The following is a 20,089-nucleotide window of genomic DNA, read 5'->3' as shown; positions in this document are numbered from 1 at the left end:
GCCCATGTTTAGGCAGCGGCGCACCATTCGTCAAGCCGAGAGACCGGCTGCGGCGCTCAGCCATGAGCACAGCGCATAAGACCGGCGGGGCCAAGGAAACGATCTATGCCAGAAGTCATCTTCAACGGACCTGAGGGGCGCCTCGAGGGGCGTTACCAGCAGGGCAAGGACCCCAACGCCCCGATCGCCATCGTGCTGCATCCGCATCCGCAGTTCGGCGGCACGATGAACAACCAGATCGTCTACAACCTGTTCTACATGTTCGCGAACCGGGGCTTCTCGGTGCTGCGCTTCAACTCGCGCGGCGTCGGCCGCTCGCAGGGCCTGTTCGATCACGGTATCGGCGAACTCTCCGATGCGGCCGCGGCGCTCGACTGGCTGCAAAGCCTCAACCGTGAGTCGCGTGGCTGCTGGATCGCCGGCTTCTCGTTCGGCGCCTGGATCGGCATGCAGCTGCTCATGCGCCGCCCCGAGGTCGAGGGCTTCATCTCGGTCTCCCCGCCGGAAAACCTCTACGACTTCTCCTTCCTCGCCCCCTGCCCCTCCTCCGGGCTGATCATCCATGGCGAAAAGGACCGCGTGGCGCCGCCGCAGTCGGTGCAGAAGCTGGTGGACAAGCTCAAGACGCAGAAGGGCATCACCATCGAACAGCAGATCGTCGATGGTGCCAATCACTTCTACGAGGGCAAGATCGACGAGCTGACCGAGCGTTGCGCCGATTATCTTGACCGGCGCCGCGCGGAAATCGCGGCGGGCAAGGGGCGCTAGCGGGCTGCAAGGGGCGCCTTGCTCGACTCCCCACACCCACGGGGTCATTCCCGCGAAAGCGGGAACCTCCGTTTTCCGGAACAACCACAGCAAACAGAGATCCCCGCTTTCGCGGGGATGACCCGGTGAAAGCCGGGACCACCCTGAGAAACCGGGCAACAGCCATGGCAGCCAAGTACAAGTCAGATTTCCTGAACGTCCTCGATCAGCGTGGCTTCATCCACCAGATTTCCGATCCGGAAGGGCTGGACGCCCTCGCCGCCAAGGAGACGATCACGGGCTATGTCGGCTATGACGCCACGGCGACCTCGATCCATATCGGCAACCTGATCACGGTCACGCTGCTCTACTGGCTGCAGGAGACTGGACACCGGCCGATCAGCCTGATGGGCGGCGGCACCTCCATGGTCGGCGACCCGACCGGCCGCGAGGCGGAACGCCAGGTGCTCACGGTCGAAAAGATCAACAGCAATATCGAGAGCATCAAGAAGGTCTACAGCCGCATCCTGCGCTACGGCGATGGCCCGACGGATGCGGTCATGGTCAACAATGCCGACTGGCTGCTGAAGCTCAACTACGTCGAGTTCCTGCGCGAGATCGGCCGCTATTTCTCGGTCAACCGCATGCTGAGCTTCGACAGCGTGAAGATGCGGCTCGAGCGCGAGCAGTCGCTGACCTTCCTCGAATTCAACTACATGATCATGCAGGGCTACGACTTCACCGTGCTCAACAAGCAGTATGGTGCGGTGTTGCAGATGGGCGGCTCCGACCAGTGGGGCAACATCATCAACGGCGTCGAACTCAGCCACAAGATGGGTGGCCCGCAGCTCTACGCCCTGACGACGCCGCTGCTCACCAAGTCGTCGGGCGAAAAGATGGGCAAGTCGGCCTCGGGTGCCGTCTGGCTCAACGGCGACCTCTTCAGCCCGTATGATTTCTGGCAGTACTTCCGGAATACCGAGGACGCCGATGTCGGCAAGTGGCTGAAGATCTTCACCCGCCTGCCCCTCGAGGAGATCGCAAAGCTCGAGGCACTCGGCGGATCGGAACTCAACGAAGCCAAGAAGATCCTCGCCACCGAGGTCACCGCCATCGTCCACGGCCGCGACGCGGCCGAGAAATCCGCCGCGACCGCCGCGGCAACGTTCGAGGTTGGAGCAATCGACCTGTCGCTGCCGACCACCGAGGTCTCCCGGGGCGACCTTGCCGCCGGCCTGGGCCTGCTGAATGCGCTGGTTACGGTTGGGCTAGCCGGCTCGAATGGCGAGGCACGCCGTCATGTCCAGTCGGGCGCGGTGCGCGTCAACGACGAGGCGGTGACGGACGAGCGCACCTCGCTCGGCACGAGCGCGCTCCTGCCCGAGGGCGTGATCAAGCTGTCGGTCGGCAAGAAGAAACACGCGCTGCTGAAGCCGGTCTAGGAACCGGCTTCACTGTGTTTGGCGCCCTTCAGGATTCGCTCCCGATCCTGGCCGCCGTGGAACACGCGCACGACAATGACCCGGGAGGGCTCGGCTGACCTCCGTGGAGATCAGCCTATCACGCGGTATGGACTAATTCATGCCGTCAGCGGGTCACCAACACCGGGATGGTGGTGTGCGCGAGCACGTTGTTGGTCTGGCTGCCGAGCAGCAGGCGACCGAAACCTCGGCGACCGTGCGAGCCCATCACGATCAGGTCGGCCTTGATGTCGTTGGCCGTCGAGATGATTCCTTCGGCCGGGAAGCTGTCGCTGACATAGGCGGTCTTGGCATCGATGCCCGCGGCCTTCGCAGTTTCGACAGCCTTCGCGAGCAATGCCTTGGCGCCCTGCTCCTGGGCCTCGATCAGTTCCGGAATCGGATCGTAGGCGGTGCCCGCCACGGCGCCGTAGCCGCCGCCAACCAGCGCCGCCGGCTCGGTCACCGTGACGACGGTGACCTGCGAGCCGAGCGCCTTCGCCAGCTGCAAGGCATGGTCAAGGGCGCGGCCCGCCAGGTCGGAGCCATCCACGGCCACGAGAATATGGGAATACATTTCGAATACCTCTGCACCAGATGTGAACGTCCTACCCGCCACCGCAGCGGCGCGCTTGATCGAGATCAAGCCTACTCGACGCGCGGGATTTCCTTGGCACGGTACTCGAACATGCGCCGGAACGCACCTGGGACCAGCGCCGACATCGGGTTGATCTTGAATTCGGGATTGTCGAGCGGCCCCTTGACCGCGAAGGTGACCCCATAGAGCCCCTCGCCCTCGCGACCGGCCAGCGGCCCGAGCAGCTTCACGAAGGCATTGTTGAGCCCGAACATCGGCACGTACGTGCCCGACAGGTCGAACCTTCGCTTGTCGGTGTAGATGAAGCCGCGTGCGGTGCCACCCACGGTGGCTCCCGCCAGGACCGCATCAGTGATCTCGACCCGGTCCTTGCGCCGGATGAAGTCGGCCTCTGCGCTCTTGAACTCGAGCTTGTTCGAGCGGGCGATCATGGCGCGCGACTCGCTGTGGTTGCCGAGAATCTGCGCGACGTTGCTCTCGTTGACGAAGGCGAAGTTGTGCAGGTTGAACGTGCCCTGGTCGATCTTCTGGTCCGTGATCGTCTCGACCACGAGACTTCCCTGCCCGCCCTCCATGTTGGGATAGACGTTCATCAGTCTGAGCAGCGTGCCGAGGTCGTTGAAGGCCACGGACATGACCTTGCCGTCCGGCGTCGGATTGGTGGTGACCGACACGCTCCTGTCGCCGCCGAGGTTGGCCTGCAGGTTCACCTTCTGCAGGTCGGTGCCGCGCAGCACGAGGTCGAGGTTCACGTTGAACGCGGTGGTCTTGTAGAAGCCGAGCGCGCGCTTGAGCTCGAGATCGACGGCGATGGTCTGGTCGATGGCTGTCGCCTGCGGCCCGCCGGTCGAGTCGCCCGAGAGGCTGAAGAAGCGCTGCAGCATTGGCTTGAGATCGAGCTGGTCGCCGCGCAGGCGCACCTGGTACCCGTTGCGGATGGGCGTCAGGGTGATCTGCGCCTGGTCGCCCGGGCTCAGTGCGAAGTTGGTGAACTCCGCGGACTGCAGCCCTTGCTTGACATCGAAACCGAGGCTGCCCTCCAGCTTGACGTCGCCGAAACCGACATCCAGCGCACTGACGTCGACCACGTCGCCGGTCAGCTTGATCTGCGCCTTGGCACTTCCGGGCACGCCCGCGGCCTTGCTGATGCCCAGGTCCTTGATGTTGAGGCTGGCCTGTCCCAGGTCCGCAACCAGTTGCGCGCTGCCGTCGGCCATTGGCTTGACGGCAAGGGTCAGCGGCCCGTCGAGAAAAGCCGAGGTGTCGACGCCGAACTTCTTGAAGGCGCCCGAGTCGATCTTGGCGGTCACGACGACGTCCGGCTTCTTGGGGTCCATCGTCCCCCTCGCCGCGACATCGGCGGCTACGCCGTCCAGTTCCGCCGAGCCACCGATATTGAACCCGGCCTGCGTCACCCGGAACGTGAGTTCGCCCTTGCCGAGGCTATGGCCATCGATCGGACTTGTCGTCCCGAGATCCTGCAGCGTGCCATTGACGACATAGTCCATGCTCTTGGGCTTGTTCGTCGCCTTGTCGGTAACGATGGTCGCCACCAGCCCGAGCGAGACCTGCCCCGAAAGCACATCGGGATTGAACGGGAGGGCCGCCTGCTTCAGCGCATCGGGCTGGTTCTGGCGCGCCCATGCGATAAGGGCCGGGATGCCCCCGGAGAGATCGCCCGAGATCTCGTACACCGCTTCCGTGTCGCTGTTCGACCCGATGATGAATCCGGCATTGGCAATCGAGATGTTGCCCTTCGGCGTCGGAATCGTCGCGCCGTCGCCCGAGATCGTGACGTCGCTGTCGCGCAGGCTCAGTTTCATCTCGCCTTCGATGGTGATCGGGTCCATCGTGTCGAGCGCCTTGATCTGAACGCCGACGCCGGTGATCTCGATCGAAATGGCATTCTTGGGCAGCGGCTTGTTCTCCCCGGGCTGGCCCAGCGAGCCGACCGGGAAGGCGTACCGCATCGTCGACTTCTTGATGCGCCCGCCGATGACGTTCTTGACGAACCAGTCCCGCGACTCCTTGGCGAGGAACGCGGGCCATAGCCGTTTGATGTCGTCGGCCGACAGGCCGTCGCCGGCGACGTTCAGCTCGAAGCCGGTGCCGCGGCGTACCATGTCGATGCGGCCGGTCGAGACCAGCACGCTGCCGTCGGCCTTCTTCGCCTCGAACTGGTCGATGCCGGTTGCACCATAGAGCGGCGCGGACCAGCCTTGGAAATTGACTTCGCTAAACGGCTCCGCCGGTGCGCCGAGTTCGTCGTGGATCGAGACATCGCGCGCCGACACCTTCATGCCCACCGTCGGACCGTAGAGCGGATCGAGGCCGAGCTTGAATACACCGCTGACATAGCCGGTACTGCCTGCGACGCTGACCTGGGTCTCCGCCATGTTGAACTGGCCGATGGCCGGATCCCACGTCACCGCGGCGATCGACGTCGCGATCGGAAAGTACTGGTCGTTTACGCGGATATCCATGCCGGTCAGGTCGATGTGGAACAGCCCATCGGTGGTCTTGCTGTCCGGCGTGAAACCGACATCGATGGACACCGAGGCGGTTCCCACGATGGCGATCGCCTGTTCCTGCTCGCCCACGAAGGGCGCGAATGCGCCCGGGTCGAGATTGGTGATCGAGGCTTTCATCCGGGCGCCGCCATCCGGCTGCTCGACCCACTCGAGGATGCCATTCATCACCGAGCCACCGATCTCGGCCGAGAACTGCCCGGAGGCGGTCTTGGCGTCCGGGCTGGGCGCGATGTCGAGGGTGATATTGGTGAAGTAGCGCAGCACGCCATACAGGGCGTCGTTCATGTCGAGCGCGCCGTTGCGCACCACGAGGCGCGAGAAGTTGCCAAGCTTGGCCTGCTGCACGATGCCGGCGATGCCCTTTGCGGCGGCTTCGAGATTGTAGACGAGCCAATCGTTGTCGGACCGGATGCCGAGGCTGGCGTCCGGCACGTCCCCCTTCACGTCGACACCGCCCGCCGACAGGTTCACCTGCGGGAAGGCATCCTGCCCCTCGATGACGCGCACGGTGCGTTCGCCGTTCGGCTCGTCGATATACTCGAACTTGGCGAGACGTGGCCCGAACAGGTCCTGGTTCACCTGCAGGTGCGGGCCCACCACCGTGACCGTCGCGCCCGGCTGTCCGACCAGCATGCGGATGGGCGAGAACCCGACCTCCAGCGCCTCCATGCTGACCGTGCCTCCGGTCTTCACGTCGGTGTAGGTCACGGGCTTGAACTGGATCACCGGCCAGACGAAGCCCTCCAGCGCCAGCGCCATGTCGCCGAGCTCAAGCTGGCTGCCCTCGGGCATGGACGAGAGCACGGCGTTGCGCACCTGCGCGCTCACGAAGGGCAGCGGGATCGGCGTGATCAGCAGCACGGCGTACAGGGCGATGAGCAGCAGGACAGGTGCGGCAACCGCCGCCACCGCGATCCTACCCAGTATGCGCCATGCCGAGCGCTTGCGGAGAGAGCCAGGGGCTGGAGTAGGTTTCACTGCTTTCCGACTTGAGGCTGCCCGCTTTGTCGCCCTATCGTAGAATCAAATCGAGCAGGCGTTCACTGCCTCATGATACCGGCTGCAATATGGCACTAACACCCCTTGGCAGCGCCGCTATCCGGCGTGCCTCCAGCTTGGGCGCGACCATCACATGACGCTTGTAACCGTGGGGGCCCCAGCTCCCGACTTCCAGCTGACCACCGACGCGTCCCAGCAGTTCCGTCTTTCGGACCATCGTGGCCACCCCGTCGTGCTCTACTTCTATCCCCAGGACGACACCGAGGGTTGCACGCTCGAGAACATCGAGTTCACCGACCAGATGCCCGAATTCAGGCGGCTCGGCGCGGTCGTCGTCGGCATCTCGCCCGACAGCGTCGAGAAGCACTGCTCCTTCCGCGACAAATTCAACCTCGGCGTCACGCTGGCCGCCGATCCGGAGCGCAAGGCCATCGAGGCCTACGGCGTCTGGCAACTCAAGAAGATGTTCGGCGTCGAGTTCATGGGGGTCAAGCGCGTGACCGTGCTCGTCGGCCCCGACGGCAATGTCGCCGGCGTCTTCCCCGCCACCCGCATCAAGGGCCACGCCGCAAAGGTGCTCGAAGCGACCCGCGAACTGGTCGCGCGCCGCGCCGGCCTGTCACGCTGAGAGCCCCGCGCTGCCGAGCTTTTCGCGTTTGTTAACCTTAACGGACCATCATCGGATGCAATCAAGTTGCGTCCGGAGTCGCAGTCGTGCGTACCCATTCGGCTGGTGTTCACAAGGTGTTCGGCGCCGCTCCGAAGAAGGCGCCAGCGCGCAGCGTCGGCGGCATCCGACCTGCCCTGTTCTACTCGCTTTTCGCCGGTCTGCTGGCCACCAACGTCCTGACTCTGGTCGGGTTCCTGATGGCGCCCGATATCTCAGCGCTGCTCTCTGGCCAGAACGACCAGGTCGTCGCGGCCTATGAGGACCGCATCGCGCAACTGCGGGTCGAGGTGGATCGCCTGCACTCCCGGCAGTTTGCCCAGGCCGGTGACATCAACCTTCAGTTGCAGGAGTTGACCCAGCAGCAGGAAGTGCTGCTGGAGCAGCATCAGCTGGTCAAGCAGCTGGCCCAGAAGGCCGCCGAGATGGGCATCGACACCTCGACGACGACCAGCGCGGCCGCCGATGACGACGAGGCGCCCACCGCTCCGATAGCGACCGTCGCGCCGGCCAGCGCAACGTCCGAGGACCTGGCGGCGGTCAGCTCGTCGATGGTGCAGATGATGGACGACAGCCGCATGGCCCTTGCGGCGCTATCCGGGTCCGCCACCGAGTCGACCACCACCATACTCGACGCCCTCAAGGGCATCGGCATCAGGCCCAGCATGCCTGACGATTCCGACTTGGGCGTCGGGGGGCCGCTGTTGCCGCCAACCACCGATGGTCTCGATTCGACCGGGATCGTCGATGACGCCAATGCGGCCTACCTGGCCCTGGCCCGCTTCAAGGCGGCGCGCACCGCCATCGACCTTGCTCCGGTGCACAAGCCGATGGGCGCGCTGACCCGCGTCAGCTCCACCTATGGCAATCGCAAGGACCCCTTCACCGGCGGCCGTGCCTTCCACGCCGGCATCGATTTCCCCGCCCCGAAGGGGACCACGGTGCTCAGCGCCGGCTACGGCAAGGTGACGTTCGTGGGCATGAAGTCGGGCTACGGCAACCTCGTCGAGATCGCGCACGGCACGGGCCTCGTCACCCGCTACGGGCACCTGAGCGCCTTTCTCGTCACCGAAGGGCAGATCGTCGCCACCGGCACCCCGATCGCCCGAGTGGGCTCGACCGGCCGTTCGACCGGACCGCACCTGCATTTCGAGGTCCGGCTCAGGGACGTGGCCGTCGACCCGGGGAAGTATCTCGCGGTCGGCAAGCGACTCGCGCGGTTCCTCGGTGCCTGAGGATGCAAGGGGGCAACGTCGCGGGCAAATCAGCCATGCAGCCGCGCAAACACGGCCTGATGTTCTGGTTTTTCGCCCCAGCCGGGTCTAGGGTCCCACCACAATGCTGATGACCTCGGACATTCCGACGATGCTGCGGCTCCACCGGGCGATGTTTGTCGCCCGAGAGATCGACCGCGTCGAGCAGGACCTGGTCAAGCAGGGTCTCGCCCATTTTCATGTTTCCGGCGCCGGACACGAGTCGACGGCACTGATCGCCGACTATCTGGGCCCCGAGGACTGGCTGCATCTGCACTATCGCGACAAGGCACTCCTGGTCGCGCGCGGCATGCCGGTGCTCGAATTCTTCTCGAGCCTGCTCGCCACGGGCAATTCGCATTCGGCCGGGCGGCAGATGAGCGCGCATTACTCGGCGCGCGGCCTCAAGGTCGCCTCGATGGTCGGGCCGGTGGGCAACAATGCGCTGCACGCCGTGGGCAACGCCCAGGCGGTGAAGGCGCATCCCGATGCGCCGGTGGTCATCTGCTGCGTCGGCGACGGCACCACCCAGCAGGGCGAGTTTCTCGAGGCGGTGAGCGAAGCGGTGCGAACCGACGCGCCGGTCGTGTTCGTGATCCAGAACAACAACTGGGCCATCTCGACCAGGACGCCCGGACAGACCTTCTTCGACCTGCCGACAGGTCCGGCGGACAGCTATCTCCGGCTGCCGATCCGGCGCGTCGACGGCGTCGACCTCGGTTCGACCCGCGCCGTGTTCGAAGCGGCCGTCACGCATACGCGGGCGACGCGCGGCCCCTCCATCGTCCTGATGGAACTGGAGCGGCTGTCCGACCACACCAATGCCGACGACCAGGCGCTGTATCGCACCGCCGAGGACATCAAGGCCGGCAGGAGTCGCGATCCGCTCGAGGCGATCCGGCAATCGCTGCGCGAGTCGCAGATGGGCGACGCTGCCCTGGCCCAGCTCGAAACCGGCCTCATCGCCGAAGTTGCTGCCGCCGCGGCCAGAGCGCGGGCCGAGCCCCCACCCCGGACCGCCGGCGTGGCCAAGGCCCCCTACCCGGCCAGCTTCGCCCAGGCCAGGGAGTATCGCGGCGACGCGCAGGCGCCGGCGCTTACCATGCGCGAGGCGCTGAACCGCGTCCTGCGCGAGCAGCTTGCCGCCAGTCGCGATGTCCAGCTGCTGGGCCAGGACATCGAGGATCCCAAGGGCGACGTGTTCGGGGTTACCAAGGGCCTGTCCACCGCCTTTCCCGGTCGCGTGCGCAACGCGCCGCTGTCGGAATCGACCATCGTCGGCACCTCCGTGGGACGCGCGCTCGCCGGCCAGCGGCCGGTCGCGTTCCTGCAGTTCGCCGACTTCCTGCCCCTCGCCTTCAACCAGATCATCTCCGAGCTGGGCTCGATGTACTGGCGGACCGACGGCGCCTGGCAGGCGCCGGTGATCCTGATGGTCAGTTGCGGTGGCTACAAGGCTGGGCTGGGTCCGTTCCACGCGCAGACACTCGAATCCGTCCTGGCACATGTGCCCGGCATCGACGTGGTCATGCCCTCCAGCGCCGGCGACGCGGCCGGCCTGCTCAACGCCGCGTTCCAGAGCAAGCGTCCGACGGTCTTTCTCTATCCCAAGAGCGCGCTGAACCTCTCCGATCGCCGCACGTCCGAGGACATCGATCGCCACTTCGTCGCTCCGGGCCGGGCCCGGATCGCGCGGCAGGGCAACGACCTGACGCTGGTCACCTGGGGCAACCCGATGGCGCAGTCGTCGCTGGCAGCGGAAACGCTGTCGGGCGCGGGAGCGGAAACCGACCTGATCGACCTGCGCTCCATCTCGCCCTGGGACGAGGACGCAGTGCTCCGCTCGGTCCGCCGCACCAAGCGGCTGCTCGTCGTGCACGAAGACAATCACACCGCCGGCTTCGGCGCCGAGGTGATGGCGACGGTGATGGAGCGGGCCGGCATCCCGGTCGCCGCCAGGCGCGTCACGCGCGACGACATCCACGTGCCGTTCCAGTTCGAGCGCCAGATCGAGGCGCTGCCGTCCTATCGCCGGATCATGGAGGCAGCCGCGGCTCTGCTCGAGTTCGATCTCGAGTGGGAAGCGCCAAGGGCCGAGAGCGGCCCGGCTGCCATTGCCGCCATCGGCTCCGGCCCGGCAGACGACGAGGTCGAGGTCGTCGAGCTGCTGGTGAATCCGGGCGACGTCATCAAGACCGGCGACCTCGTCGCTGTCGTCGAAGCCACCAAGGCGGCAGTGGACGTGCAGGCGACAGTGTCGGGCAAGGTTCTGTCGATCCCGGTGGCGCTCAAGGACAAGATCGCCGTGGGCGCGCCCCTGATGTTCGTCGAGGCAGATGCCGGCGCCGCGCCGCGCCAGGCGACCGCCACCGCCGAGCGGATCGACCGCGCCATCCTCAAGCGCCGCGCGACCACGCTCGCCGCGCCCGCGACAGTCGGACGCGCGCCGGTCGCGGTTGGCGTCGCAGGCATCGCCGGGGTCGCCGGCGGGCGCAAGGTCAACAACGCCGATCTGCGCGGCAACTGGCAGACGCGTGATGCGGGCGACATCGTCAAGCTGACGGGCATCGAGAGCCGCCGCTGGGTGCAGCCCGGCGAGACCGTGTTCTCGCTCGCCACGGCCGCGACGGAGAAGCTGCTCGAGGAGCAGCAACTCGGCATCGACCAGATCGATCTGGTGATCGCCACCACCGGGACGCCGGATGTCATCACGCCGTCGCTCGCCTGCCGCGTCGCCGACTCGGTCAGCCGGGCCGGCCGAGCCAACCTGCCCGCCTACGACATCAATGCGGCCTGCTCGGGCTACCTCTATGCCCTGGCCCAGGCCCGTGACTTCGTCACCAACAATCCGTCGGCCCGCGTACTGATCGTCACGTCGGAAGTGCTCTCGCCGCTACTCGACCAGAACGACTTCAACACGGCCGTGCTGTTCGCCGACGCGGCGACGGCGTCGTTGGTCCAGGGACCCGACCATGAGCAGCCGGCGCTCTTCACCTTCGCCCAGCCGACCATTGCTGGCTCGCCCGAGTCGGGCGAACTGCTGAGCGTCCCGCGCGCCGGCGAGGGCTACATCAGGATGAACGGGCGCGAGGTATTTGCCGACGCGGTGCGCGCCATGACCTCAACGCTCACGTCCGCCTGCACCGCCGAGGGCATCACCATGGACGACATCGACCTGATGGTGCCGCATCAGGCCAATCAGCGGATCATCGACGCCATCGCCCGCCGCTCGGGCCGGCCCGCCCACTCCATCATCCGGACCTTCGGCAATACCAGTTCGTCGACTATCCCGCTCGCGCTGATGGATGCGTTGCCGACCACCAGGCCGGGCGACCGGCTGGGTCTCGTCGCCTTTGGCGGGGGCATTACCTATGCGGCTGCGATTGCAACGGTGGGGTCGCCGCGCTGAGGTCGTGTTCCTGATCGTGGAACGGATAGTCCAAATGCATCATGCCTGCAGTTCGCCAGCATGCTAGCAGTCCACCTGTTGGGCGCCGAGGTGGCTCTGGGCGCCAACATCCTGATTTTCGGGGATCTTGGGGTTTTCGGCCGGTGCCCATGGCACCGGCCGAAACCTTATTCGACGTCGGCGACGCGGTCCGCATAACCGGTGACGCGCGCCGCCAGCGAGGCTTCCATGAAGTCGTCGAGATCGCCATCCAGAACGGCGGCAGTGTTGGACGTTTCGTGCCCGGTACGCAGGTCCTTGACCATCTGGTAGGGCTGCAGGACGTAGCTGCGGATCTGGTGGCCCCAGCCGACATCCGTCTTGGCGGCGGACTCGGCGTTCGCCGCTTCCTCGCGCTTCTGCATCTCGGCCTCGTAGAGCCGTGCCTTCAGCATCGCCATGGCGGTCGCGCGGTTCTTGTGCTGGCTGCGTTCGGCCTGGCAGGCCACGATGATCCCGGTGGGGATATGCGTGATGCGGATGGCCGAGTCCGTGGTGTTCACGTGCTGGCCGCCGGCGCCCGACGACCGGTACGTGTCGACCTTGAGGTCGGACTCGTTGATCTCGATGTTGATCGTATCGTCGACCACCGGATAGACCCAGGCGCTCGAAAAGCTGGTGTGGCGGCGCGCAGCGCTGTCATACGGCGAGATGCGGACCAGGCGGTGCACGCCGGACTCGGTCTTCAGCCAGCCGTAGGCGTTGTGGCCGGATATCTTGACCGTCGCCGACTTGATCCCGGCTTCCTCGCCGTCATGCATTTCCATGACTTCGACCTTGAACTTCCGGCGCTCGGCCCAGCGCGTGTACATGCGCAGCAGGATGTTGGCCCAGTCCTGGCTCTCGGTGCCGCCGGCGCCGGAGTGGATCTCGAGGTAGGCGTCGTTGCCGTCGGCCTCGCCGGACAGCAGCGTCTCGACCTGGGCCGAGCGTGCGTCCTTCAGCGTCTCCTGCAGGGCCGCTTCGGCCTCCTTCACGACCTCGGCGTCGCCTTCGGCCTCGCCCATCTCGATGAGTTCGGAGTTGTCGCGGATCGAGGCCTCGAACTTGCGCACGGCGGTGATCTGGGCGTCCAGCTCATCGCGCTTTTGCATGATCGGGCGCGCCTTCTCGGGGTCGGCCCAGAAGTTCGGATTCTCGGTGCGGGCGTTGAGATCGTCTAGTCTTGCCTGGGCTGTACCCCAGTCAAAGATGCCTCCTCAGCAGGCTTATGACCTGCTCGATCTCGGCGATGACCTTGGTGATTTCGGCGCGCATGTCTGTCCTCGAACTCGTTGCGCCCCATGTAGTTGAGACGAAGGGCGCGATCAACCCGTTCTTCCCCGCGTCCGCCGCCCATGCTAGGCAGCGGGCTGGATGACCGGGGGCGGGCCGTGACTGAACGCATCGAAGGGCTGAGCTTCGTGTCCAGCGGCACGCCCGAGGCGGATGGCGCCGCGGCCATGCTGCGCGAGCGCTATGGCGATTGCGGCTTCGACAGCGCCCGTCTGGTCGTCGCGCTCGGCGGCGACGGGCTGATGCTGCAGACGCTGCACCGCAAGATGGGCATGGGCGTGCCTGTCTATGGCATGAACTTCGGCTCGGTCGGCTTCCTGATGAACGATTTCGCCGCCGATGGCCTGCCGGCGCGCCTCGCGGCGGCCAAGCCGACCGACATCTACCCCCTCGAGATGCATGTGCATCTTGCCGATGGCAGCGAGCACACGGCGCTCGCCCTGAACGAAGTGTCGCTGTTCCGCGCGACCTACCAGGCCGTGAAGGTGCAGATCCTCGTCGATGACCACGTGCGGCTCGACGAACTGATCTGTGATGGCGTCCTGCTGGCAACCCCTGCCGGCTCGACCGCCTATAACCTTTCCGCGCACGGTCCGATCCTGCCGATCGATGCGCCCCTGCTCGCCCTGACGCCGATTTCTCCATTCCGGCCACGACGATGGCGCGGCGCCATCCTCAACAACCGCGCCGTGGTCAAGTTCCTGACCCGTGAGGCCGACAAGCGTCCGGTGAGCGCCGTGGCCGACAATGTCGAGTTCCAGCGGGTGCTCGAGGTCACGGTGCGCGAGAATCGCAACCAGAAGGTGACGCTTCTGTTCGACCCCGGCACCGGGCTCGAGGAGCGCGTCCTGACCGAACAGTTCCGCTACTAAGCGGCCGGCAGCGCCAGGCGATCCGCCGCCTCGAGCTCCGGCAGGACCATGCGGGCATCCGTCCAGCCCGCAAAAGCCGCCATCACCCCCCGGGCGGCGCGACGCGCTAGCAGCACGTTCTGCTCGCTCAGATACGCGAAGGCTTCCTCGAGGTCGGGCGGGATGACGCCGCCGTGGTCGACAATCAGTTCCTCGGTCAGCGCCGTTACGACAAAGTGCCGGGCCGCCAGGTCGTCGGCGAGGTCGGCGGCGCGGGCGTGGAAGATCAGGCGCGCCAGCATGTTGCGAACCGCCTCGGAGAGACCGCAGCGCGTGAACAGCGCGTTGAGCGCTGCACGGCTGCCGCGCTCCAGCAACGTGAACACCTTGTCGCGCGGGGTCCCGGCGAGGTTGGCGACGCAATCGGCGAAGAACAGCACATGGCCCTGCACGATCGCATGCAGCATGACGCGGGTGGACACGCGCTCGCTGTCGACAAGCGTGGCGGCATAGGGCAAGCGGCCCGCCGCCGCCTCGTGCTCGCCGATCGAAGTCAGCGCAGTATCGGTGGCATCGCGCAGGATCCGCTCGAGCCGATGCGGGGCGACGGCGCCGCCGACGATGCGATTGGCCCGCAGCGCCGCGGCAACAGCCTGGACGAGCACGAGGCGCGCATCTGCCGGCAGGTCGTCCCGATCCAGCATCAGGCCGCGCAGTTCGGGGTCCTCGGTCGCCTCGTTGGCGGCGATCCGCGACAGCATCGCCGCGGTGAACGGCACGTCCGGCCGCGGCAGCAGGGCCAGCAGCACGGGTCGCCCGCCAAACGCGATCAACGCTTCGACCACCCGCTGCGACAACCGTTCGCGCATGCAGACAGCCATCAGCATGGCCTCGTCGGCGCTGCGAATGACCGACATCAGGTCGGCATCGACCAGGGCCGGCGAGTACTGGGCAACGGCACGCGCGATTACCGGGCTGTCGCCGAGCAGCGCCAGCAGGATCGGCCGCGGCGCCTCCACGGCATGCAGCAGCCCGTAGGCCAGGGCGCCGCGCACACGCACGGACGGATCGTCGAGAAAGCCGATCAGCGCGGCATACAGCGCCGCATGCTCGTCGGCTGGTCCGAAATGGTTGAGATAGGCCATGGCCGCGAGGTGGGCCGCCTGCCCCCTCTCCTCGCTGTCGCGCGACTGGCTCAGCGCGACGAAATCCTGGTACGCGACCATCAAGCTCTCCGGAAAGCGCCGAAGTCGACGCTACCCGCGAAGCCTTAATAACCGGTTCACCATGATTGTTCAGGCGGCTACTTGCCCTGCCCGTAGAGCTGGGTGAACAGCGCCGACCCCTGGGTCTCGGTGGAGGGGCTCATCAGCACCCTGCCCTGGACCTCGCCCTCGTTCGAGAACAGCGACGTGAACGACATGTCGCCGGCCGAGAATCGCGACGGCAGCGGCGTCGCGTCGGGCCACTTGCCGGACGGATCGGAGGCCATCTGCTGGGCCGAAAACAGCGGATCGACCGGGGTCTGGTGCTTGTCGACCAGCGCCTCGTACACCTCCCGGATGGTCCGGGCCTTGCCGTGCTCGTAGAAGATCGAACGGTTCGCCGCGGCCTGCCTGGGAAAGAGCTTGGCCGCGATCTGGTCGGGGTCGGCGAGCCCGGCATTGAACAGCTTCTCGGCGCCCTGCGCGCCGAGGAAGTGCGCGATGTACAGTTCGCCCGGGCTCGGCATGCGGCCAAACCGCGAGTAGAGGTATTCGCCGTTGCCGCGCGTGTAGGCGGCGGCGAGGTCGGAAGCGATCTGCGGATCCTCGCGTAGGGCAAGAACTTCCCGCCGCAGCCCCTTGTCCGCGATGTAGTAATCCCCGTCCGAGCTGACCTGGATGGCGTCGGCATATTGCTGGTAGCCGAGCCGGGGCCCCTCCTGCTTCATCACCTGCAGCCAGGTGCTGTCGAGGAACTGGAACAGCCCCGTAGCGCTCGATGTCGGCGCCTTGGCCCCAGGGTTGAGGCTGCTTTCGCGGATCGCTGTCTGCAGCAGGTAGTCGAAATCGACGTCGCTCTTCGCCCCCGCCGAATCGATGGCGTAGGCGAGCGGCTGCGGCACCGATATCGGCTTCACGCCCATCGACTCGAGGGTCCGGTTGCTAACGTTCGGTTAACCAATCGCCCGCAACCGGTTAACGAAGCGTTAGCTTCCCCAGTAGCTGACGACCTTGGCGAGGTTCGGCCGGTCGCGATCCTCGATCACCGTGGTCGGGGTGCCGATGTGGATGAAGCCGACGAACCGTTCGCCACCGCGCGCGCCCAGCATGGTCTGCGCCTCGGTGTCGAAGCCGTACCAGCGATTGGTCCAGCTGGCGGCAAAGCCGAGCGCGAAGGCGGCGTGCGAGAGGTTGAAGCAGACATTGCCGGCCGACAGCAGCTGCTCCATCTCCGGCGCCTTCGGGTTCGGCTTGGGCGACAGCAGCACGCCGATCGTCACGGGCGCCGGCAGGAACTGGCGCCGTTCGATGTCGAGGCCGGCCTCGTCGATGTCGGGCCGGCGGCGCTTCATGATCTCGGCCAGTTTCTCCCCGGCCCTGGCGCGGGCGTCGCCCTGGATCACGATCAGCCGCCAGGGCTCGAATTTGCCGTGGTCGGGCACGCGCGTGCCAATGGTCAGGATTTCCTCGAGTTCCTCAGGGGTCGGGCCGGGGTCCTTGAGAAAGCCGATGCCGACGGAACGGCGGGTCTTGAGGTAGTCGCGCAGTGCTGCGTTGATGGCCATGGTCCGGTCCTTGCGAGAGTGGGGCCCTTATGACACAGCTTCTCCAAAATCCAAGCGTAGCAGGCATGGCAGTCAGGCCAGCCGGGGCGGCTCAGGTTGCGGGGAATGCGGGTGAAACTGAAGCACTGGATCGGCTGGCTCGCGCTGGCGGCGCTGCTTGCCCCGATGGTGGCGATCGCCCAGGACGCGCCGACGCCCCTGCCTCGCCGCGCCGATCGCATGCCGCAGGGCATCGAGCAGCCAGCCGACCCATCGGGGGCGACGACGGCCGAGCCCGAGGCCACGGAGCCTGCGGTTCCGGACGAATCCACCATGCAGGCCGCTGCGCAGGCCGCCGCCGCTGCAGCCGCCGCCGCCTCGGCCAACGCCACGCCGCAGCCGGTAACGCTCATGGCCAAGATCACCGAGGATGGGACGCCCCTGCCCGACGGTGTCACCTGGCGCGTCTTCGAGACGAGGACCGATTCCTCGGGCGACCTGATCCTCGCGCAGAAGTCCGACGACGCGACGGCGCACATGGAGCTGACGCCGGGCAACTATGTTGTCCACGTCGCCTACGGCCGGGCCCAGACCACCGATACGCTGACGGTGGCGCAGGGTGAGAACAGGAAGCAGCTCGTGCTTGATGCAGGCGCCATGCGCCTCAACGCGGCCGTGACCGGCGACGTGCCGATTCCCATCAACCTGCTCCGCTTCGATATCTATGGCGCCGGCGGCAACGAGGCCGACCGCACGCTGGTCGCCCAGAATCTCAGCCCCAACGACATCGTCACGCTCAACGCCGGCACCTACCACATCGTTTCCTACTTCGGCGACGTGAACGCCGTGGTCCGTGCCGATCTCCGGGTCGAGCCCGGGCAGCTGACCGATGCCACGCTCTACCACAAGGCCGCCCAGGTCTCGTTCAAGCTGGTAAGCCAGGCCGGCGGCGAGGCGATTGCCGATATCGACTGGACCGTGAAGACGGCGGACGGGCAGACGGTCTTCACAAATATCGGCGCGTTCCCGTCGACCGTCCTTGCCGAGGGCGATTACCTGGTGTTGGCGAAACGCGGCGAGCAGGTCTACAACCGCGAGTTCCAGGTCCAGGCCGGTCCGGCGCGGGAAGTCGAGGTCTTGACCACCGTCTACTGACGCCCCCGAAGAATCTTTGCCACGCCTGTCGATTTTGCCCGGGCCCGCTCGTTGTGTCGCTGAAGGCGGCTGAACAGCCCGTTCGGCGGCCGGCATGCACAAGGAGACCGACCATGCGTTTCATGATCATCGTCAAGGCGACAGCGGACAGCGAAGCCGGCATCATGCCCAGGCCCGAAGCCTTCGAGGCAATGGGTAAGTTCAACCAAGAACTGATCGACGCCGGCATCCTGCTCGCCGCGGAAGGCCTGCATCCCTCGAGCCGGGGAGCGCGCGTCACCTTTACCAGGGGCGAGCACGTCATCAAGGACGGCCCCTTCGCCGAGACCAAGGAGCTGATCGCCGGCTTCTGGATCATCACCGCCAAGTCCGAGGCCGAGGCGCTTGAGTGGGTCAAGCGCATCCCGTTCGACGAAGGTGAGACGATCGAGTTGCGCCGCGTTTTCGAGGCGGCCGACTTCGCCGACGTCGTCCCCGCCGAGGAGGTCGCCCGCGAACAGGCCTGGCGCGACGCCAACCAGAAGCCCATCACCAACTAAGGGGAGCACTGCATGCGTTTCATGATCATCCGCAAGGCCGACGCCGAGACCGAGGCCGAGGTGATGCCCTCCACCGAACTCATCGAGGCCATGACGGCCTACAACGAGAAGCTCTCCAAAGCCGGCGTGCTGGTCGGCGGCGATGGCCTGCTGGCCAGTTCCCGCGGTGCCCGCATCAAGTTCGCGAACGGCAGGCCGACCGTCACCGATGGTCCTTTTGCCGAGGCCAAGGAACTCATCGCCGGCTACACCATGATCGAAGTGGCCTCCCGCGAGGAGGCGCTCGAATGGGTGCGACAGTGGCCGCCCGAGGACGGGCACGGCAGCGTCGAGCTCGAACTCCGGCAGGTCGCCACCGCCGAGGACTTCGGCGACGCGATGACGCCTGAGCTGATCGAGCGCGAGGCGGCGATGCGCATCGCCGAGCACGCCCGCAAGTGACGCGCTTGCCGCGGCGGATCGGATTTGGTCTGATCCGCCACCATGACCGAACGGGACACTCAGCGCGCCATCGAAGCAGTCTTCCGGCTCGAACGGGCCAGGGTGATTGCCGGCCTGACGCGGATCGTCCGGGACGTCGGTCTTGCCGAGGAACTGGCGCAGGACGCGCTGGTTGTGGCGCTCAGGCACTGGCCGGAAAGCGGCGTGCCGCTCAATCCGGGGGCCTGGCTGATGCAGACCGCCAAGCGCCGCGCCATCGACTATTTCCGGCGCAACAAGATGGCCGCGCGAAAGCTCGAGGAACTGGGCCACGACCTGCGCGAGCAGGAATCGACGGCGCCCGACCTCGATACCGCACTCGACGACGACGTCGGGGACGACCTGCTCCGGCTGATCTTCACCGCCTGCCATCCGGCCATTTCGCCCGAGGCGCGCGTCGCGCTGACGCTGCGGCTGCTTGGCGGGCTGACGACCGACGAGATCGCCCGTGCCTTCCTCGCCGCCGAGCCGACGATTGCCCAGCGCATCGTGCGCGCCAAGAAGAGCCTGGCCGAGGCCGGCCTTCCGTTCGAGGTACCACGCACTGAGGAGCGCGCCGCGCGGCTCGCCTCGGTGCTCGATGTGATCTACCTCATCTTCAACGAGGGCTACTCGGCGACGGCCGGTGATGACTGGACGCGGCCGCAGCTGTGCGAGGAGGCGATGCGGCTGGGCCGTGTCCTCGTCGGCCTCACACCCGAGGAGCCGGAGGTGCACGGCCTCGTCGCCCTCATGGAGATCCAGGCCTCTCGCCTGCGCGCCCGCACTGGCCCCGGGGGCGAGCCCATACTCCTGCTGGACCAGGATCGCGGCCTGTGGGACCGGCTGCTGATCAACCGCGGCTTCGCCGCCCTGGATCGGGCCGCCGCGCTCGGTGGCAACGGCCCCTACGTGCTTCAGGCCGAGATTGCCGCCTGCCATGCCCGGGCGCGTCGCGCCGGCGAGACGGATTGGCCGCGAATCGCGGCGCTCTACGATGCGCTTGCCGCCAACACGCCCAGCCCGGTGGTCGAACTCAACCGGGCGGTGGCGCATGCAATGGCATTCGGCCCCGGGAATGGGCTCGCCATTCTCGACGCCATTGCCGATGCGCCCGCGCTCAGGACCTATCACCTGCTGCCGAGCGTACGGGGCGACTTCCTGATGAAGCTCGGCCGCAGGACGGAGGCCCGATTCGAGTTCGAGCGTGCGGCCGAACTGACCCGGAACCAGCGTGAGCGGGCCCTGCTGCTCGATCGTGCCGCGAGCTGCCTCGCCGACTGAGTCCGGCCGCCCCCAGGGCATGCCCGTCGCGCAGGAATATGGTGGCGGTCCCCTGCCCGCCGCGCTATCTCCGT

At 66.6% G+C, this 20,089-nt stretch carries 16 protein-coding genes; 10 read left to right on the top strand and 6 right to left on the bottom strand.

Annotated features, from left to right (window positions below):
• Positions 1 to 105: 105 nt before the first annotated feature.
• Together J0I99_RS01365 and tyrS are read left to right on the top strand one after the other, a co-directional pair.
• Positions 106 to 768 (top strand): alpha/beta hydrolase, encoded by a 663-nt coding sequence (locus tag J0I99_RS01365; protein ID WP_291392030.1) that lies wholly within the window; start codon positions 106 to 108, stop codon positions 766 to 768.
• Positions 769 to 932: 164 nt separating this feature from the next.
• Positions 933 to 2,189 carry a tyrosine--tRNA ligase gene (gene tyrS, locus J0I99_RS01360; RefSeq protein ID WP_291395343.1) on the top strand — a complete coding sequence of 419 codons (1,257 nt, stop codon included), beginning with the start codon at positions 933 to 935 and terminating at the stop codon, positions 2,187 to 2,189.
• A gap of 145 nt (positions 2,190 to 2,334) precedes the next feature.
• On the opposite strand, the gene J0I99_RS01355 is transcribed toward tyrS, so the two are convergent.
• Both J0I99_RS01355 and J0I99_RS01350 read right to left on the bottom strand, forming a co-directional pair.
• On the bottom strand, positions 2,335 to 2,784 hold the full coding sequence (locus J0I99_RS01355; protein ID WP_291392025.1) for a universal stress protein: 450 nt from the start codon (positions 2,782 to 2,784) through the stop codon (positions 2,335 to 2,337).
• A 71-nt stretch (positions 2,785 to 2,855) separates the two neighbouring features.
• Positions 2,856 to 6,245 carry an AsmA-like C-terminal region-containing protein gene (locus tag J0I99_RS01350; RefSeq protein WP_291395341.1) on the bottom strand — a complete coding sequence of 1,130 codons (3,390 nt, stop codon included), beginning with the start codon at positions 6,243 to 6,245 and terminating at the stop codon, positions 2,856 to 2,858.
• Between the two features lie 223 nt (positions 6,246 to 6,468).
• Here J0I99_RS01350 and J0I99_RS01345 point away from each other — a divergent pair, with 223 nt between their 5' ends.
• From J0I99_RS01345 to J0I99_RS01335, 3 genes are all read left to right on the top strand, one after another.
• Positions 6,469 to 6,963 carry a peroxiredoxin gene (locus tag J0I99_RS01345; RefSeq protein WP_291392022.1) on the top strand — a complete coding sequence of 165 codons (495 nt, stop codon included), beginning with the start codon at positions 6,469 to 6,471 and terminating at the stop codon, positions 6,961 to 6,963.
• 86 nt (positions 6,964 to 7,049) lie between these two features.
• Complete coding sequence (locus tag J0I99_RS01340) at positions 7,050 to 8,237, top strand: M23 family metallopeptidase (RefSeq protein ID WP_291395339.1); 1,188 nt, start codon at positions 7,050 to 7,052, stop codon at positions 8,235 to 8,237.
• Between the two features lie 103 nt (positions 8,238 to 8,340).
• Positions 8,341 to 11,664: a beta-ketoacyl-ACP synthase 3 gene (locus J0I99_RS01335; protein WP_291395337.1), complete on the top strand. Its 3,324-nt coding sequence runs from the start codon at positions 8,341 to 8,343 to the stop codon at positions 11,662 to 11,664.
• A 167-nt stretch (positions 11,665 to 11,831) separates the two neighbouring features.
• Here J0I99_RS01335 and prfB read toward each other — a convergent pair.
• A protein-coding gene (prfB, locus tag J0I99_RS01330) for a peptide chain release factor 2 (RefSeq protein ID WP_291392017.1) occupies positions 11,832 to 12,960 on the bottom strand; the annotation gives its coding sequence in 2 pieces (ribosomal slippage) (positions 11,832 to 12,890 and positions 12,892 to 12,960; 1,128 coding nt in all).
• 116 nt (positions 12,961 to 13,076) lie between these two features.
• On the opposite strand from prfB, the gene J0I99_RS01325 reads away from it, so the two are divergent.
• Positions 13,077 to 13,850: an NAD kinase gene (locus J0I99_RS01325; RefSeq protein ID WP_367115342.1), complete on the top strand. Its 774-nt coding sequence runs from the start codon at positions 13,077 to 13,079 to the stop codon at positions 13,848 to 13,850.
• On the opposite strand, the gene J0I99_RS01320 is transcribed toward J0I99_RS01325, so the two are convergent.
• The 3 genes from J0I99_RS01320 to J0I99_RS01310 form a co-directional block, all read right to left on the bottom strand.
• Positions 13,847 to 15,055: a DUF2336 domain-containing protein gene (locus tag J0I99_RS01320; protein ID WP_291395333.1), complete on the bottom strand. Its 1,209-nt coding sequence runs from the start codon at positions 15,053 to 15,055 to the stop codon at positions 13,847 to 13,849. The two genes, J0I99_RS01325 and J0I99_RS01320, sit on opposite strands and share 4 nt — an antisense overlap.
• Positions 15,056 to 15,132: 77 nt before the next feature.
• Positions 15,133 to 15,951, bottom strand: a complete 819-nt coding sequence (locus J0I99_RS01315; RefSeq protein WP_291395331.1) for a transglycosylase SLT domain-containing protein — start codon at positions 15,949 to 15,951, stop codon at positions 15,133 to 15,135.
• Positions 15,952 to 16,020: 69 nt separating this feature from the next.
• Positions 16,021 to 16,599 carry a nitroreductase gene (locus tag J0I99_RS01310; protein WP_291395329.1) on the bottom strand — a complete coding sequence of 193 codons (579 nt, stop codon included), beginning with the start codon at positions 16,597 to 16,599 and terminating at the stop codon, positions 16,021 to 16,023.
• A gap of 105 nt (positions 16,600 to 16,704) precedes the next feature.
• On the opposite strand from J0I99_RS01310, the gene J0I99_RS01305 reads away from it, so the two are divergent.
• The 4 genes from J0I99_RS01305 (at position 16,705) to J0I99_RS01290 (ending at position 20,015) form a co-directional block, all read left to right on the top strand.
• Positions 16,705 to 17,733, top strand: a complete 1,029-nt coding sequence (locus J0I99_RS01305) for a hypothetical protein (RefSeq protein WP_291395328.1) — start codon at positions 16,705 to 16,707, stop codon at positions 17,731 to 17,733.
• Positions 17,734 to 17,846: 113 nt separating this feature from the next.
• Positions 17,847 to 18,272 carry a YciI family protein gene (locus J0I99_RS01300; protein WP_291395326.1) on the top strand — a complete coding sequence of 142 codons (426 nt, stop codon included), beginning with the start codon at positions 17,847 to 17,849 and terminating at the stop codon, positions 18,270 to 18,272.
• Between the two features lie 12 nt (positions 18,273 to 18,284).
• The gene (locus tag J0I99_RS01295; protein ID WP_291395324.1) at positions 18,285 to 18,713 is read left to right on the top strand and encodes a YciI family protein; all 429 of its coding nucleotides are present in this window, start codon (positions 18,285 to 18,287) and stop codon (positions 18,711 to 18,713) included.
• 42 nt (positions 18,714 to 18,755) lie between these two features.
• Positions 18,756 to 20,015 (top strand): RNA polymerase sigma factor, encoded by a 1,260-nt coding sequence (locus J0I99_RS01290; RefSeq protein ID WP_291395321.1) that lies wholly within the window; start codon positions 18,756 to 18,758, stop codon positions 20,013 to 20,015.
• Positions 20,016 to 20,089 lie beyond the last annotated feature (74 nt).

Origin of the sequence: Devosia sp., from assembly GCF_017307495.1 — a bacterium.
In the GTDB taxonomy this organism is placed as follows: Bacteria; Pseudomonadota; Alphaproteobacteria; order Rhizobiales; family Devosiaceae; genus Devosia_A.
The sequence above is the reverse complement of the archived record's forward strand: the minus strand, read 5'-3'. Positions and strand labels throughout refer to the sequence as shown.